The sequence below is a fragment of the Mycolicibacterium xanthum genome (assembly GCF_019710635.1).
GTDB classification, from domain to species: Bacteria; Actinomycetota; Actinomycetes; order Mycobacteriales; family Mycobacteriaceae; genus Mycobacterium; species Mycobacterium xanthum.
The window spans coordinates 1-15,962 of the sequence record NZ_JAIFZS010000056.1 but is presented as its reverse complement, the minus strand read 5'-3'; the positions used below and the strand labels follow the sequence as shown (position 1 = coordinate 15,962).

At 68.5% G+C, this 15,962-nt stretch carries 15 protein-coding genes and 1 pseudogene; 10 read left to right on the top strand and 6 right to left on the bottom strand.

Translation table 11 applies throughout. The features are described 5' to 3' along the window. Positions 1–16 precede the first annotated feature (16 nt). The 5 genes from pflB (at position 17) to JDV09_RS20510 (ending at position 6,223) form a co-directional block, all read left to right on the top strand. Positions 17–2,320 carry a formate C-acetyltransferase gene (pflB, locus tag JDV09_RS20530; RefSeq protein WP_308124188.1) on the top strand — a complete coding sequence of 768 codons (2,304 nt, stop codon included), beginning with the start codon at positions 17–19 and terminating at the stop codon, positions 2,318–2,320. A gap of 4 nt (positions 2,321–2,324) precedes the next feature. After that, complete coding sequence (pflA, locus tag JDV09_RS20525; protein WP_308124187.1) at positions 2,325–3,158, top strand: pyruvate formate-lyase-activating protein; 834 nt, start codon at positions 2,325–2,327, stop codon at positions 3,156–3,158. Between the two features lie 75 nt (positions 3,159–3,233). Next, positions 3,234–4,061 carry a nitroreductase family protein gene (locus JDV09_RS20520; protein ID WP_221370981.1) on the top strand — a complete coding sequence of 276 codons (828 nt, stop codon included), beginning with the start codon at positions 3,234–3,236 and terminating at the stop codon, positions 4,059–4,061. Positions 4,062–4,263: 202 nt separating this feature from the next. After that, positions 4,264–4,743 carry a gluconokinase gene (locus JDV09_RS20515; protein WP_221371006.1) on the top strand — a complete coding sequence of 160 codons (480 nt, stop codon included), beginning with the start codon at positions 4,264–4,266 and terminating at the stop codon, positions 4,741–4,743. Between the two features lie 43 nt (positions 4,744–4,786). Further along, on the top strand, positions 4,787–6,223 hold the full coding sequence (locus JDV09_RS20510; RefSeq protein ID WP_221370980.1) for a GntP family permease: 1,437 nt from the start codon (positions 4,787–4,789) through the stop codon (positions 6,221–6,223). A 10-nt stretch (positions 6,224–6,233) separates the two neighbouring features. Here JDV09_RS20510 and JDV09_RS20505 read toward each other — a convergent pair whose 3' ends face one another. The 4 genes from JDV09_RS20505 to JDV09_RS20490 all read right to left on the bottom strand — a co-directional run bounded on the left by JDV09_RS20505 (position 6,234) and on the right by JDV09_RS20490 (position 9,607). Continuing rightward, positions 6,234–6,599 (bottom strand): Hsp15 family ribosome-associated heat shock protein, encoded by a 366-nt coding sequence (locus JDV09_RS20505; RefSeq protein WP_221370979.1) that lies wholly within the window; start codon positions 6,597–6,599, stop codon positions 6,234–6,236. 33 nt (positions 6,600–6,632) lie between these two features. Next, positions 6,633–7,277, bottom strand: coding sequence for an FKBP-type peptidyl-prolyl cis-trans isomerase (locus JDV09_RS20500; protein WP_372452988.1), 645 nt, complete (start codon positions 7,275–7,277; stop codon positions 6,633–6,635). Positions 7,278–7,326: 49 nt separating this feature from the next. Continuing rightward, a complete protein-coding gene (locus JDV09_RS20495) occupies positions 7,327–9,237 on the bottom strand; it encodes a serine/threonine-protein kinase (protein WP_221370978.1) in 1,911 nt (636 codons plus the stop codon). 67 nt (positions 9,238–9,304) lie between these two features. Further along, positions 9,305–9,607 (bottom strand): hypothetical protein, encoded by a 303-nt coding sequence (locus JDV09_RS20490; RefSeq protein WP_221370977.1) that lies wholly within the window; start codon positions 9,605–9,607, stop codon positions 9,305–9,307. A 41-nt stretch (positions 9,608–9,648) separates the two neighbouring features. On the opposite strand from JDV09_RS20490, the gene JDV09_RS20485 reads away from it, so the two are divergent. Further along, positions 9,649–10,014: a hypothetical protein gene (locus JDV09_RS20485; protein WP_221370976.1), complete on the top strand. Its 366-nt coding sequence runs from the start codon at positions 9,649–9,651 to the stop codon at positions 10,012–10,014. Between the two features lie 12 nt (positions 10,015–10,026). Here the strand turns inward: JDV09_RS20485 and JDV09_RS20480 are convergent, their stop codons facing one another. Together JDV09_RS20480 and JDV09_RS20475 are read right to left on the bottom strand one after the other, a co-directional pair. Further along, complete coding sequence (locus tag JDV09_RS20480; protein ID WP_221370975.1) at positions 10,027–10,470, bottom strand: COG3650 family protein; 444 nt, start codon at positions 10,468–10,470, stop codon at positions 10,027–10,029. 239 nt (positions 10,471–10,709) lie between these two features. After that, positions 10,710–11,168: an ester cyclase gene (locus tag JDV09_RS20475; protein WP_221370974.1), complete on the bottom strand. Its 459-nt coding sequence runs from the start codon at positions 11,166–11,168 to the stop codon at positions 10,710–10,712. A 311-nt stretch (positions 11,169–11,479) separates the two neighbouring features. On the opposite strand from JDV09_RS20475, the gene JDV09_RS20470 reads away from it, so the two are divergent. From JDV09_RS20470 to JDV09_RS20455, 4 genes and pseudogenes are all read left to right on the top strand, one after another. Then, positions 11,480–13,054: a hypothetical protein gene (locus JDV09_RS20470; RefSeq protein ID WP_221370973.1), complete on the top strand. Its 1,575-nt coding sequence runs from the start codon at positions 11,480–11,482 to the stop codon at positions 13,052–13,054. A gap of 350 nt (positions 13,055–13,404) precedes the next feature. Beyond that, entirely contained in the window at positions 13,405–13,815 is a 411-nt protein-coding gene (locus tag JDV09_RS20465) for a hypothetical protein (RefSeq protein ID WP_255605722.1), read from the top strand. Between the two features lie 211 nt (positions 13,816–14,026). After that, positions 14,027–14,257 carry an MbtH family protein gene (locus JDV09_RS20460; protein WP_221370972.1) on the top strand — a complete coding sequence of 77 codons (231 nt, stop codon included), beginning with the start codon at positions 14,027–14,029 and terminating at the stop codon, positions 14,255–14,257. Between the two features lie 55 nt (positions 14,258–14,312). Beyond that, positions 14,313–15,962, top strand: a pseudogene (locus JDV09_RS20455) (condensation domain-containing protein); the annotation flags it as partial.

Sequence of the window (15,962 nt, the reverse complement as noted above, 5' to 3'; positions counted from 1 at the left end):
CGTCTGCACCTGCCGAATGGGGAGATGGAGTGCACACGACATGACCACGGAAGCCGTCAACAGCTCAATCCTCGGAAATGGCAAAGACTCCCGCGCGCGGGCGTGGCGCGGCTTCAGTCCCGGCGGCTGGTGCGACGGCATCGACGTCCGTGATTTCATCCAGCTGAACTACGCCCCCTACGACGGCGACGACGCGTTTCTGGCCGGGCCCACCGACCGCACCACGGCCATCTGGGCCCGGCTCAGCGAGCTGTTCCCCGAGGAACGCCGCAAGGGTGTCTACGACGTCGACTTCGAAACCCCGGCGGCCATCACCGCACACGGCCCCGGCTACATCGACAAGGACAACGAGGTCATCGTCGGCCTGCAGACCGACGCACCGCTGAAGCGCGCGATCATGCCGTTCGGCGGCTGGCGGATGGTGGTCAAGGAGCTGGAGACCTACGGCTACCCGGTCAGCCCCGAGCTGGAGGAGATCTTCACCAAGTACCGCAAGACCCACAATGACGGGGTCTTCGACGTCTACCCGCCCAACGTGCGGGCCGCCCGCAGCTCCCACATCGTCACCGGCCTGCCGGACGCCTACGGACGCGGCCGGATCATCGGCGACTACCGCCGCGTCGCGCTGTACGGGGTGGACGCGCTGATCGAAGGCAAGAAGCTCGAGCGCATCGAGCTCGACATGGAACGCTCGACCGCCGACGTCATCCGCGACCGCGAGGAGAACTCCGAACAGATCCGGGCGCTCGGCGAGCTCAAGGAGATGGCCGCCGGCTACGGATATGACATCTCCGGTCCGGCGCGCACCGCCCGCGAAGCCGTGCAGTGGCTCTACTTCGGCTACCTCGCGGCGGTCAAGGAGCAGAACGGCGCGGCGATGTCGCTGGGCCGCACCTCGACCTTCCTCGACATCTACCTGCAGCGCGACATCGCCGAGGGTGCCCTGACCGAGTCGCAGGCGCAGGAGATCGTCGACGACTTCGTCATCAAGCTGCGCATCGTGCGGTTCCTGCGCACTCCCGAGTACGACGCCCTGTTCTCCGGCGACCCCACCTGGGTCACCGAGACCATCGGCGGCATAGGCGAGGACGGCCGTCCGCTGGTGACCCGCACCTCGTTCCGCTTCCTGCAGACCCTCTACAACCTGGGCCCGGCACCCGAACCCAACCTCACCGTGCTCTGGTCGGATCGCCTGCCGGCCGGCTTCAAGGAGTTCTGCGCCAAGGTCTCCATCGACACCTCGGCGATCCAGTACGAGTCCGATGAGCTGCTGCGCCCGTGCTGGGGCGACGACACCGCGATCGCCTGCTGCGTCTCGGCGATGGCGGTCGGCAAGCAGATGCAGTTCTTCGGCGCGCGGGTCAACCTGGCCAAGGCACTGCTCTACGCCGTCAACGGCGGTCGCGACGAGATGACCGGCAAGCAGATCGCCCCCGTCAGCGCGCCGCTGACCGGGGAGGTGCTCGACTTCGACGAGGTATTGACGGCCTACGACGGGCTGTTGGACTGGCTGGCCGAAACCTACGTCGACGCCCTCAACTGCATCCACTACATGCACGACAAGTACGCCTACGAGCGCATCGAGATGGCGCTGCACGACCGGGTCATCCTGCGCACGATGGCGTGCGGCATCGCCGGGCTGTCGGTGGCGGCGGACTCGCTGTCGGCGATCAAGTACGCGACGGTGCGCCCGGTGCGCGACGAGACCGGGCTGGTCGTCGACTATCAGGTCGAGGGCGAGTTCCCGTGTTTCGGCAACGACGACGACCGCGTCGACGACATCGCGGTGGACCTGGTCGGCCGGTTCATGGACAAGGTGCGCGCGCAGCCGACCTATCGGAACGCCACCCACACCCAGTCGGTGCTGACCATCACCTCCAACGTGGTGTACGGCAAGAACACCGGCAACACCCCCGACGGCCGCCGCTCCGGCGAACCGTTCGCCCCCGGCGCCAACCCGATGAACGGACGTGACGTGCACGGCGTGCTGGCCTCGGCGCTGTCGGTGGCCAAGCTGCCCTACGAGCAGGCCCAGGACGGGATCTCGCTGACGACCTCGATCGTGCCGTCGGGCCTGGGCCGTAACCGCGAAGAACAGATCCACAACCTGGTCGGCATCCTGGACGCCTACAACGCGTCCGACGGCTTCCACGTCAACATCAACGTGCTCAACCGCGAGGTGCTCGAGGACGCGATGGAGCATCCGGGGAAGTACCCGCAGCTGACCATCCGGGTGTCCGGCTATGCCGTGAACTTCGTCCGCCTGACCCGCGAGCAGCAGCTCGACGTGCTGTCCCGCACGTTCCACGCCGGGCTGTAGCCGCGTGTCGGCCGACGACACCACATCCCTGGGATCCACCGCGCCGCCGGCCGCGCCGCCGATGCACGTCGCCGACCGCGAAGTCGCGGCCAGCGAGCGGATCGTCGACCACGACAGCGGCGCGGTGCATTCCTGGGACCTGGTGACCGCCGCCGACGGCCCCGGCACCCGCATGACGCTGTTCCTGTCCGGCTGCGGCATGCGCTGCCAGTACTGCCAGAACCCCGACACCTGGCGGATGGCCGACGGGGTCCGCCACACCGTCGACGAGGTGATGGAACGGGTCGCGCGCTACGCCACCATCATGAAGATCACCGGGGGAGGGCTGACCATCTCCGGCGGTGAGCCGCTGCTGCAGGCGAAATTCGTGACGAACATCTTCCGTCGCTGCCGTCGCCTCGGCATCCCCACCGCCCTGGACACCAACGGCCTGATGGGCGCCCGGCTGACCGACGACGACCTCGACCTGATCGACCTGGTGTTGCTCGACATCAAGTCGGGGCTGCCCGGGACCTACCGGCGGGTCACCGGCCGCCCGTTGCAGCCGACGTTGGACTTCGCCCGGCGGCTGTCCGCCCGGGGGAGAACCATGTGGATCCGGTTCGTGCTCGTTCCCGGCCTGACCGACAGCATCGACAACGTCGAAGCCGTCGCCGACATCGTCGCCGCGCTCGACGGGGTCCAGCGGCTCGAGGTGCTGCCGTTTCACCAGCTCGGCCGGGACAAGTGGGTCGCGACGGGCGAGCCCTATCTGCTCGCGGACACCCCGCCGCCCGACGCCGGGCTGATCGAACGGGTCAGGGGGCAGTTCGCCGCGCGCGGCATCAGCGTCATGTGAGGCGGCGCGGGTGCGGCGGGTCCCCGGCCCGCTACTGTGGGCCGCACACCATCTCCGGCGACAAGGTGAGGCATCGTGGCGGGCGCGTTTCCAATGCAGAGCACGCTGGAGGCAGTGCTGGACCTCGCCACCCGCGCCCCGTCCGCCGGCAACTCCCAGCCGTGGCGCTGGCTGGTGGACCACCGGGGCCTGCATCTGTACGCCGACTACAGCCGCGCCACCGGGGCCGCACCGCGCGATATGCTGCTGAGCTGCGGGGCGGTACTGGACCACTGTGTGGTCGCGCTCGCCGCGGCGGGGTGGTTCCCGCGCGTGCACCGGTTTCCCGAACCCGTCGAGGACGGCCACGTCGCGCTTTTCGAGATCATCGAACAACCCCCACGCCGGGTGGACGCCGAATTGTCGGCGGCGATCTCGGGCCGCCGCTCCGACCGGCGCCCCTTTCTCGGACGGCGGTTACCCGCGGGCACGCTGGAGTTGCTCGACGCCCGCACTGCCCGCATGGGCGTCGAGTTCGGCGTGGTCCCGAAGATCCGATGGTCTCACCGGGACGACGGCGACGTGGGGCTGCACTACCGGGGTGCCGCGCCCGACCCCGGCGCCGACGGCGCGGTGCTCATCGTGCTGGGCACCGGCAACGACGACGAGTTCGCCCAGCTGCGGGCCGGGGAGGCGCTGAGTCATCTGGTGCTGTCGGCCATCGCGATGGGCCTGGCGAGCTGTCCGCTCACCGAACCGCTGCACGATCCGGGCAACCGCCTGGCCCTGGCCTGCGAGGTGTTCGATGCCAACGCATATCCCCAGGCCCTCATCCGGATCGGCTTACCCGCCGATGATCTCGCGCCGCCGGCGCCGACCGCGCGACGCCCGGCACACGAGACCACCACATGGATACGGGACTGAGCTTACCGCCACCCGAAACACGAACCGCAGCAACACTTTTGATGTAGGTCTGACGAACACCCTCGGCCTCCAGGCCACCTCGATCCATTGGGGTCGAGGTGGCAGACCCCAGCGGGTTCACCGGAATCGCGAAATTGACCGAATCCACTGTGTGACGCCGCCCACGATCGGGTACGCATGGCCTGTGGCACCGATCGTCGTGATGGGGGTCTCCGGCTCCGGGAAGTCCACGGTGGGCGCCGCGCTCGCGCAGCGGCTGCGGGTTCCGTTCGCCGACGCCGACGACTTCCATCCGCAGGCCAACATCGACAAGATGAGCGCCGGCGAAGCGCTGAACGACGACGACCGTCGCCCGTGGCTGGAGTTGATCGGGAGCTGGCTGGCAAACCATCCCGACGGCGCAGTGATGAGTTGTTCGGCACTCAAACGCGCCTATCGCGATCAACTCCGCAACCATTGTGCCGACATCGAATTCCTGCACCTGTCCGGCTCACCCGAGGTCATCGGCAGACGTCAGGCCAGCAGGCCCGGTCACTTCATGCCGGCCTCGCTGCTGGCATCCCAGTTCGACACCCTCGAGCCGCTGGAGCCCGGCGAGCGCGGGGTCGCGATCGACGTGGACCGGGGCATCGACGCGATCATCGACGACTACCTGGCCGCCGTGAATCAGAAAAACCCCTGAGCGCGGGCGCGACACGCGCGGCGCCGACGAAACGGAGGTTCTTGTGGAAGCCATCGAACCGGCCCATGGGACGACCACGCTGCTCCTGATCGCCGCGGGCGCCGTCGCGCTGCTGCTGTTCCTCATCATGCGGGTCAAGCTGCACGCCTTCGTGGCCCTGGTGCTGGTGAGCGTGCTGACGGCGCTGGCCGCCGGGATCCCGGTCGCCGACGTCCCCAGCGCCCTGTCCTACGGGTTCTCCAGCACACTGGGCTCGGTGGCGCTGCTCGTCGGCTTCGGCGTCATGATCGGCCGGCTCCTCGAGATCACCGGCGGCGCTCAGGTCCTGGCCGACACGCTGATCGGGCGGTTCGGGGAGAAACGGGCACCGCTGGCGATCGGGGTCGCCGCGCTGCTGTTCGGGTTCCCGATCTTCTTCGACGCGGGACTGGTCGTCTTTCTGCCGATCATCATGACGGTCGCACGCCGCTTCGGCGGTTCGCTGCTGCTCTACGCGTTTCCGGCGGCGGGTGCGTTCGCCGCTATGCACGCCCTGGTGCCACCCCATCCGGGACCGGTGGCGGCCGCGGAGGTGCTGGGCGGCAGCATCGGCCTGGCGCTGCTCGTCGGCTTTCCGGTCGCGGTGCTGTCCTGGTTCGTGGGTTCCTATCTCATCTCCCAGGTGATCGGGCACCGGGTCCACGTCGATGTGCCCACCGCGTTGTTCGGCGAGATGAACGGCGGTCGCGACGAGGAGGCCGGCGGGGCCGGATCCGGCGGTTCCAGCTCCGGCGGGACGGCCACCGCGACCCGCACGGCCCCGCCCTTCGCGACCGTGCTCGGGATCCTGCTGCTGCCGTTCGTGCTGATCTCGTGCAACACCGTGATCGACACGCTGATGACCGCCGGCGTGGTGGAGGAGGGCGCCACCTGGGCGGAGTATCTCAAGCTGCTGGGCAACACAAGTATCGCGCTGCTGATCACGGTGATCGTGGCCACCCTGGTGCTGGGTCTGCGGGATCATTCGATGGCCGACGTCAGCGCCATCCTCGACAAGGCGCTCGGCCCGATCTGCGCCATCATCCTGATCACCGGCGCGGGCGGCATGTTCGGCGGTGTGCTGCGGCTCAGCGGAATCGGTGCCGCACTGAGCAATTCACTGTCCAACCTCGGCATGTCGCTGATCCTGCAGGCCTTCCTGATCGCCACGCTGCTGCGCGTCGCGCAGGGCTCGGCCACCGTCGCACTGACCACGACGGCCGGTCTAATCAGTGCCGCGGTCGCCGATGCCGGCCTGAGCAATTTCCAGATCTCGTTGCTGGTGATCGCGATCGCGGCGGGCGCCACCGTGCTGTCCCATGTCAACGATTCGGGCTTCTGGCTGGTCAGCCGGTTCTTCGGGCTGGACGTCAAGACCACGCTCAAGACCTGGACGGTCATGGAAACCACCCTCGGCCTGTCGGCGTTCGTCGTCGCGCTGGCCCTGTGGGTGGTGGCGTGAGGATCGGGGGTCAGAAGCCGCCGGAGCGGCGCCACTTCTCCAGTGCCCGGCGGTCGCGTTTGGTCGGACGGCCGGCGCCGCGGTCGCGCACCGCCAGCGCGGGCTGCGCCGGGGGCGGCGGTGGAGTCCGGTCGAGGTAGCAGGCGATCGCATCGGCGGCGCCGACGCGTTTCTGGATCACCCGCACGACCTCGACGATCCGCGTCCGCTCACCGATGCGGGCGACGACCCGGTCCCCGGGCGACACCGCGGTCGACGGCTTGGCCGGCCGGTCGTTGATCCGCACATGGCCGCCCCGGCACGCGGCGGCCGCGTCCGGCCGGGTCTTGGTCAGCCGGACCGCCCACAACCACCGGTCCACCCGGGTCGACTCCACACCCTCCATGATGGCCCGGCCGACCGCCGGGGCTCAGCCCGTGGCGTCCAGGATCTCCAGCGCGAAGATCAACGAGTCGCCGGGCTGGATTCCGGCGGCGGGCTGACCGTCGGGGTACCCGTCGGCCGAGGTCATCGCTACCGCGACGGTCGATCCGACCGTCTGCCCGGCGATGGCCTTCTGGAATCCCGGGATGACCCCCTCCAGCGGGAACTCCACCGGGGCGCCCCGCTCGTAGCTGCTGTCGAACACCGTGCCGTCGCGGCCGTTGACGCCCATGTAGCAGACGGAGACGGTGGCCGTGTCGCCGACGACCGGGCCGGTGCCGGCCTGCAGGGTGTGCACCTGGGTGTCGGTCACACTGAACGGCGCGGTGACGTCGACCAGCGGGGCCGCGGTGTCGGTCGATCCCGTGACCGCGACGCTGCCGGTCGCCCCGGGCAGGGTCCAGTCCGGGGTGCCGCCGGCCTCCGGCGGCGCGGTCGGGCACCCGCTGACGGCGGGCGGGGCGTCCGTGACGGTGGACGGGGCGTCCGCAACGGTGGGCGGGGCTTCCGCGACGGTGGGGGTGCTGGCCGACGACGTCTCCGTGGCCGTGCCGCACGAGGTCACGGCGAGGGCGAGCCCGGCCGCGCAGGCCAGGACAGCGACGCCGGACGGCATCCGAGAGGTTCTCACGGTCCGCCAGGCTACCCGCCGCGGTGCGCAACCCCGGCGCCCGAGGGGTTCAGCCGGCCGACTCGACGGTGATCTCGGAGATCTCGGTACGGCTCTGGCCGTCGATCGTGCCCAGGGTCGGGATCCACACCAGAAGGTCCTCGGTGGGGGTGTGGTCGTCGACGCTGATGCGGTTCTGACCGGGCTGAAGCGCCACGTCACCGGTGAGCGGCGTGGTGTCGTCGAGGCCGGCCGGGTCCGCGCTGTCGGCGGCCCGGAGTTGCACCTCGGTGCCCGTGCTGGCCACGTCGATCGTCACCGCGCCGATTCCGGTGGACTCGGGCAGTTGCAGGATCAGACCAACCCCTTGCTTGAACACCGGGAAGGGCTTCGCGTCGACGTAGGTGTCACTGTGCCACGCCGTGTCCGGGTTGCCGTCGACGGCGAGGCCGGCCTCGTCAGGGTGGTCCGGTGCCCCGCCGGGGGAGAACACCGTCGCGCTCGTCGGCGTGACGACCGGACCCGGCCCGCTCGCAGGTGCCCACAGCCCGAAACCGTGCGTCAGCACCGCGGCCACCGCTACCGCGACCACCACCACCGCCGCCATGGTGACGACGACGGCGCGGGTAGCCCGGCCCTTGTCCCGCGGGGGAGGTGGCGGCTGCGGGGAGGTGTCCGACGACACCGCGAACGGTCCCGGGCCCCGGCGCCGGTCGGTCCGCACCGACCGGTTGACCACCGATTCGCCGAGCAGCGTGGCACCGTCCCACAACCCGTGCACCTCGACCAGGTCGCCGTCGGCCAGCCGGCCGGAGATCGACGTGCCGCGAAGTTCGACCGGGACGAGAGTGCCCGGCGCCTCTGTCGAGCCGTCCTGCTCGACGGCGAAGGTCCAGACCTCCTGGTCGTCACCGGGGCCGGCCGACTGTTTCCGGACGTCGCGGGCGGTGCCGTGGACGGCCATCGGGGTCAGGCGCATGGTGTGATCCAGCGGATTGCGCCGCAGGTCGGCGGCCACATCGAAGGCCGAGGTATGAATACCCGGGGTGCGCATCCCCGGGGTGCGCATCCCCGGCTCGGGGGTGTCCAGCGCGGCGGTCGGCGTCGAGTCGGGCACGGCCCGTGCGGGTGGCCCGGCGGCCTGCTCGCCGCCCGCCAGCGCCTGCGCGAAGGCGGTGCAGGTCGGGTAGCGGTCGGCGGGGTCCTTGCTCAGCGCCTTGGCCAGCACGGCGTCGAGGTGGGCGAGGTCGGGCCGGCGGGCGGACAGCTTCGGCGGCGGCGTCTTGAGGTGGTTGCCGACCACGACCACCCGGTTGGTGTGGTCGAACAGCGGCACCCCGGTGAGCAGGTGATACGCCGTCGCGGCCAGCGCGTACTGGTCGACCCGGCCGTCGATGTCGTTGCTGATGAGCTGTTCGGGAGCGGCGTAGCTGACGGTGCCCAGCGCGATGTCGACGTCGGTGAGTCCGTCGACGTCGTCGGTTTCGCGGCCGATGCCGAAGTCGGTGAGCAGGATGCGCCGCCTGGCGCCGCCGGAGGGCTCGGTGAGCAGGATGTTGGCCGGCTTGACGTCGCGGTGCAGCAGTCGGCGCTCATGGGCGAAGTCGAGGGCTTCGGCGACGGCGGTGACGATCTCGACGACGTCGTCGTAGGGCATCCCGGACGGGTACTTCTGCATGAGCAGCTGCCGGGCGTCGGTGCCCTCGACGTAGTCCATCGAGATCCACAGCCGGCCATCGTATTCGCCGCGGTCGTGCACGCCCACGATGTGGGGATGCCACAGCGTGGCGGCCAGGTCCGCCTCGCGGATGAACCGGGCCCGGAAGTTCTCGTCGCCGGTGGCCCCCAGCGACAGGATCTTCAGCGCATCCAGCCGCGGCAGCCGGGGATGCCGGGCCAGATACACCTCACCCATTCCACCGGCGCCGAGCAGCCGCTGGATGGTGTAACCGGCGAAAACATCGCCGTCCTGATACGGCATCCCCAAAGCCTACAAAAGGGCGCTGAACCGCAAGTTCGCGTCTGCGGACATGCGGGGCTCCGGCAGGCTACCGCATGGTGGCGTGGAGCGCGTCGGTCATCGCCTCGATAGCGGCATCGTGATCCAGGTGCCAGCCGTCGACCAACCAGAGGTGCATGAAGGAATCGACCATGGTGTACATCATCGCGATGGCGAGGCGAAGTTCGTCCTCGGCGGCGCCCGCCATCACGCCTCGCCGGATCCATTCCCCCACGTTGACTTCGGGGGCCGAGGTGTAGTGATCGACCAGCTTCTCGAAAAATGCCCGGATCGAAGGCCGTCCGGACTTGCCGACGCGCGGGGCGTCGTGCTCCGACCATATCGTCGTCATGCGGGTATTGCGGAGTTCACGGAGAACGGCTGCCTCAGGAGATGCTGTTCACCGGAAGGCCGATCACCGCGCAGGAGATGTACGAGTGCGACTTCGTCAACAAGGTGGTCCCGCGCGACCAACCCGAGGCCGAGGTCGCCACCTACAGCAGGGTGTGCGCACGGACCCGCCCGACCGACTCGGTGCACATCCAGAAGACCTTCTTCCACGTCCTCGAGCAGTTCCAGGGGGAGTACATGGGCGCCCTGATCACCGGCCTGATCGAATCACTCGGCGCCCAGGTCAAGCCCGACTTCGAACTCACTGGGTCGGTGCTCACGAACGGTCTGACCGATTCGGTCAAGAGCAACGACGAGCAGTTCCCGCCGGCGTTCCGGCTCAGCAAGAAAGGTCGAGCCCAGCCCTGACGCAGCCCTCGGTCAGCCGCGGGGTTCAAGCAATCGGCCTTCGGCGAAGTCCGTGTTCTCGGAGAGCACCGTCGCACCGGCCGGAACCTCGTCGGCCGGGACGTGGGCCTGCTCGACGTACCTGCCGTCGGTGAAGACGTGCTGCACGTACTCGGCCGGGGCGCCGCCACCGGACTGCATGGTCCACACATCGGCGTAGCCCTCGGCGCTGGGCGCCACGATCACCGGCGGGCGAGTCGTTGCCATATCGGCGAGCAGCGAATAGCCGTCCATCCCCTGGTCGAAGACCAACAAGGTGCAGCCCCCGGTGCCGCAGAAGTACGGACCCATCAGGTAGGTGAGGACCTCATCGCGGCCATCGCCGTTGAGGTCTGCGCGGACCGCGGCGTAGCGCGCCTCACCACCGGCGGAGGCCGTGTCGAATCCCGGCGAGGCAGCGCGGATAGCGGCCTGCAATTCGGCATCAGAGACGGGATGCGCCGTGTCGGGGACCGTGGGAGTGGCGGCTCCCGGCGTCGCTGGGGCAGGAGTCGCGGGGTTCGTGGCGCCGTCGTTTGCGGGACCTCCGGCGCAGCCGGCCAGGGCCGCCACCACGAGCAAGACACCCGCAAGCACCCTCACTCGTTGCTCCCGTGCCGGACTGCGATCGTCGACCGGGAGCATACGCGGCGGTATGCGACCCAATGTGGAACGGTCTAGGTGTCCATCTCGATGGACTCCATGTCGATCCCGAGCTGCGTGGCGAAAGTGGGGTCCTCGTAGAAGTGGTACTCGGTGATCAATCCGTCGTTCACCTTGAAGAATATGGCGTAGTGGCAGACGTAGGACTTACCGGTTGCCTTGATGATCATGTCGGGCCGGAAGTGATAGTCGTCGGCGAATGTCGCACTTTCGATCACCTCGGCGGCCACCCAGGCACCGGCCGGTACCAGATTCGTTACTTCCCAATGGAAATCGGGAAATGCCTTGAGGAACGGATCAAAGATCTCCTTGTACGACTCGTAACCCATTGGCTGCCAGCCGGTCACGCTGCCGTACCGAACGAATTCGTGAGACACCGTTGCGTGGTTGGCCTGCTTGTCATGCGCGTTGTATGAGCGCACGAACTCCTGCACGGCTTCGAGCGGCGTGCGGGTTGCGCCGGTCCTTGTCACTGTCGTCTCCCATCCCCTCGAGACACACTAGCCTCGACCTTCACGGATGGCCTGCTTGGACCTTTCTCCCATCCCCTCGAGACACACTAGCCTCGACCTTCACGGATGGCCTGCTTGGACCTTGCCGCAGCACCACGACGAGTGCGACTTCGTCGACACGGTGACATCGAGACGGCCTTCGTGCCCACCCGGCGCCGGGCGCCGGCGAAGGCGCCTGACCGATTCGGTCGACTGACAACACAGGTGGCAAGGTTGCTGTGCCGAGTTTGCCCGTACCCTTTACACTTCCCATGGCCAACGAAGGGGCAGCAATGGCGTCAGCAAAGTACATCGGTTATCCGAGGTACATCGGCTATCTCAGCGGCGTCGCGGTTGCCGCCGGCGTGGGGGCGGCCATCGCGGTCTCCGGACAGGGCACCGCCCACGCCGACACACCCGGCGAATCGTCTTCGTCGCCGTCCGAGAAGCCCGCTTCGGACGACAAGGGTGCCAATGACAACGATGCCGGCGCCGAGGCCGGCCCCAAGGCCGGAGCCAAGTTCGATCCGGCTGAGGCCGTCCGGAAGCTGACGAGCCAGTTCGCCGCTGCCAATTCTGCCGAGCCCGAGACCGACTCAGACGACGAAGACGCCGACGTACTCGACGACGAGGTCGCCGAAGACAGCGACGAACTCGACGACGCGGTCTCCGAGGACATCGACGAGCCCGACGCCACCGACGAACTCGGCGACAATGTCGCCGAGGATGTCGCCGAACCCGAAGGCGCCGAGGGGAACTCCACGGTCTTCGCCGCGTTGACGGTGCCGTCGACCGACGATCTCACACTCGATGACACGGAGCCCAACCTCGACGGGGCGGCGCCGACGGCGGCCACCGCCGGCCCGGTGCCGTGGAGCCCCAACCCATTCCGGCCCATGCCGCCGGAACCGGCCCCCAACGACATGCCGGGTGTCTTGTGGGACGTCGAGCAGAACATCCTCAACGCCTTCGAACCGGTGCCGCTGCTGCAACCCTTCGTCCGAGAAGGGTATGAAGCCGGCTACCGGTTCAGCCAGATGATCCCGTGGGTCAACGTGGTGGTCCCGCTCGCCAACATCGCCGGCCAGGTACCCAATCTGCTCAGCGGCGACCCGGTGCTGTTCCGCGATGCCAGCCAGAGCATGATCAACAATCTTCTGGTCACCATCCACCCGGTCTCGGTGCTGTACTACGTCTACGACGAGATCGCCGATCTGATCAACCTCGAATACGAGGCACAGCAACTGAAGGAGGCGTTCTACGCCACGACGTGGAACATCCTCGACCCGTTCGCGCTGCTGCACAACCGCGGCCAGTCGGGACTGCCGCTGTCACCGTCGTCGCCCTCGTCGACGGTCGTCGAGGCCCCCGTGGAGGCGGACCCCATCGGCACCCTGCAACTCTTGGCCGCCGTCGACACCGAAACCACCGATGATCCGGGTTCGGATCCGTTCCGCGCCGTCGACCCAGACCCGATCGGCATGCCGCAGGCGCTGATCGACGCCCGCAACCTGGCGAGCATGTTTCTTCCCAGCCAGCTCAGGCCGTTGTTCCGCGAGGCATTCGAGCTGACCTACCGTGCCAGCCAGGTCGTCCCGTTCGTCAATGCCGTTCTGCCCGCGGCTGCGTTCCTCCCCGCGCTCATCCAGGCCATCGGCGGAGACAAGGCGGGCGCCCAGATCGCCATCAACCAGCTTCTGCTCACCACGGCGCAGGTGTCGTTCGTCTACTACGTCTACGACCAGATCGCCGACCTGCTCAACGTGGAACAGGCCGCGTTCGCCGCAAAGGAACAGCTCTACATCCAGCTGTGGGACACGCTGGACCCCGCGTTCATCCTGCACAACATGGGTGAGTCCGGGCTGTAGGGGTTCGCACCCGCTCGGGCAAACAAGGTTCTGACCTGCCGACGACCAGCTGTATTCGACTCCCGCATATTTCGCGGGCTCGGCACGGCAGACCACGTCCAACCCGGTGGGGCAGACCCGTCGCCGAACTCGGCCGACGAGGACGGCGAATCGGCTGACGATGGGACCCGCCACGGTCACACTGTGGACAGCGCCGATCAGAACGACAGCGGGGCGCCGCGCGGTAACCGACGATCAGGCCTGAGGATGCCGCCGTCCGGAGCTTCTTGGGATCGGTAGCGACGGCGCGGAACTGTACTGGACCGCACCGGCGACGCCATGGGGCGGCGCGCACCGAAAGGACCCAGACGATGAATTCAATGGCGCGGATCGCGGCGGTGGCGGTGGTCACCAGCGGTGTGGGACTGGCGGGGTTCGCCGCACCCACGGCGCAAGCGCAGGGCCCCAGCTATCAGGGCGGCAACTGCCCACCGGGGCTCACCTGCACCCATTGGTGCCCGGGGGATCCAGCCATCCCCGGCAGCCAGGTGCTCAGCTGGGACTGGAACGTTTGCCATGACTGGTATTGGAACTCCGACGGCATCGTCGACGTGACCACCAACATCATCTATCCGTGGCAGGGCGCCCCGCATCAGGCGGCACCGCCGCCCGCGTTCGCCCCTGCACCGCCCCCGCCGCCGCCCCCGGGGCCCCGGCCGTTCTGCACCCCACGCGGAGCGCTGATCATCATTCCGCCGATCTGCGACGAGATCGGCTACTGACCGGCACTACCCGCCGGGCCGTGGCATCGCAGCGCAGCGGTTGGAGGAGTGCGCAATTCGGCGCCTTCCTGCGCGCCGCGGCGACGCCGTCAGGTCGGTTGTGCGCACACCGGTCCGCTATGCCGAGTGTTATCTGAGACAGCGACTCTTACCGGTGTTACTTTGTCGTGGCGGATCCCCGATCTGGCAGGGCGGGTGGGAGGAGAACGTGTTGAGCACCAATCCGTTCGATGACGAGAACGGCAGCTTCTTCGTCGTGGTAAACGATGAGGAGCAGCACAGTCTGTGGCCGGTGTTCGCCGATGTCCCGGCGGGGTGGCGCGTTGTCTACGGCGAGGCCGACCGGGCCGCCTGCCTGGAGTACGTCGAGCAGAACTGGACGGACATCAGGCCCAAGAGCCTGCGCGAGAGGCTGGCGCAGGACGCAAGCACCAGTTCCTAGCCGCCGCGGGCGCAGCAGGATGAACAGTGGCGACCCGCCGCAGCACGTGCGGGGCGAAGCAGGGCGGATCCGCGGGCATCACATCGACCTCGACGAGGCCCGGGCGGCGATGGCAGAGCTTCCCGGCGTCGATCAGGCGGCGGCGATCGTCCGCGAAGACCGCCCCGGTGACCGGCGACTGGTCGGCTATCTCACCGAATCGGCGACCGGCCTGATCGATCCCGGCGGTGTCCGGGCCGCTCTGGCTGAACGACTGCCGCCTTACCTGGTGCCCGCGGCGGTGGTGCTGATGTCGTCGATGCCGCGGACTGCCGACGGTGACGTCGATGACGCAGCACTTCCGGCCCCGGAGTACCACGATGCCGACCGCCTCGGCAAGGCGGAGAAGGTCCTGGCCGGCATCTACGCCCAGGTTCTGGGCCTCGACCACGTGGGGGTCGACGATTCGTTCTTCGACCTGGGGGGTGACTCGCTGTCGGCGATGCGGGCGGTCGCCGCGATCAACAAGGCGCTCGACACCCACCTCACGGTGAGCGCGTTGTTCGATACCCCGGAAATCACCCGGCTGGCGCCGCTGGCCGACGCCGGCTCCGGCCGGCTGAAGCCGTTGGTGGCCGGTGTGCGGCCTGCGGTGGTTCCGTTGTCGTTCGCGCAGAACCGGTTGTGGTTCATCGATCAATTGCAGGGCCCCACACCGGTGTACAACCGGGCCGTGGCGTTGCGGTCGCGTGGGCCGTTGGATGTGGAGGCGTTGGGGCAGGCGCTGGCCGATGTGGTGGGCCGCCACGAGAGTCTGCGGACGGTGTTCCCGGCCTGCGACGGCATCCCTCGACAACAGGTGGTGGCGGCCGGGGAAGCCGACTTCGGTTGGGAGATCGTCGATGCCACCGGCTGGACCGAGGACCGGCTCGCCGAGGCGATCGAGCAGACCACCCACCACAGTTTCGACCTCACCACCCAGATTCCGTTGCGGGCCATACTTTTCCGCATCGCAGCGCAGCACCATGTCCTGGTGATCGTGGTGCACCACATCGCCGGCGATGGCTGGTCGGTGAGCGTGCTGGCCGCCGACGTGGGCGCGGCGTATGCCAGCCGCCTCGGTGGCCACGCGCCGGGCTGGGCCGCGTTGCCGGTCCAGTACGCCGATTACACACTGTGGCAACGGAACAACCTCGGCGCACTCGGTGATGGCGGCAGCCCGCTCGCCGCCCAGGTCGCATACTGGGACAGTGCGCTGGCCGGGATGCCGCACCGGTTGGAGCTTCCGACGGATCGGCCGTATCCGGCGGTGGCCGATCACCGGGGTGCGGCGGTGGCCGTGGACTTTCCGGCACAGTTACAGCAACAGATCCGCGAGCTGGCCCGCAAGCACAACGCCACCAGCTTCATGGTGGTCCAAACCGCGCTGGCCGTGGTGCTGGCCCAACTGAGCGCCAGCACCGACATCGCGGTCGGATTCCCCATCGCCGGACGCACCGACCCCGCCCTGGAGGCCATGGTCGGCTTCTTCGTCAACACCTTGATCCTGCGAGTGGACCTGTCCGGCAACCCGACCGCCGAACAACTCCTGGCCCAGGTACGCCACCGCAGCCTGGCCGCCTACGAACACCAAGACGTCCCCTTCGAAGCCCTCGTCGAACGCCTCAACCCCACCCGCAGCCTCACCCACCACCCCCTCATCCAAACCCTCATCGCCTGGCAGAAC

Coding starts and splice junctions, on each gene's coding strand:
- JDV09_RS20490 (WP_221370977.1), bottom strand. CDS start 9,607: ATGACGACGATATGGTCGGAGCACGACGCCCCGCGCGTCGGCAAGTCC.
- JDV09_RS20515 (WP_221371006.1), top strand. CDS start 4,264: ATGGGGGTCTCCGGCTCCGGGAAGTCCACGGTGGGCGCCGCGCTCGCG.
- JDV09_RS20465 (WP_255605722.1), top strand. CDS start 13,405: ATGAATTCAATGGCGCGGATCGCGGCGGTGGCGGTGGTCACCAGCGGT.
- JDV09_RS20470 (WP_221370973.1), top strand. CDS start 11,480: ATGGCGTCAGCAAAGTACATCGGTTATCCGAGGTACATCGGCTATCTC.
- JDV09_RS20485 (WP_221370976.1), top strand. CDS start 9,649: ATGCTGTTCACCGGAAGGCCGATCACCGCGCAGGAGATGTACGAGTGC.
- JDV09_RS20495 (WP_221370978.1), bottom strand. CDS start 9,237: ATGCCGTATCAGGACGGCGATGTTTTCGCCGGTTACACCATCCAGCGG.
- pflB (WP_308124188.1), top strand. CDS start 17: ATGGGGAGATGGAGTGCACACGACATGACCACGGAAGCCGTCAACAGC.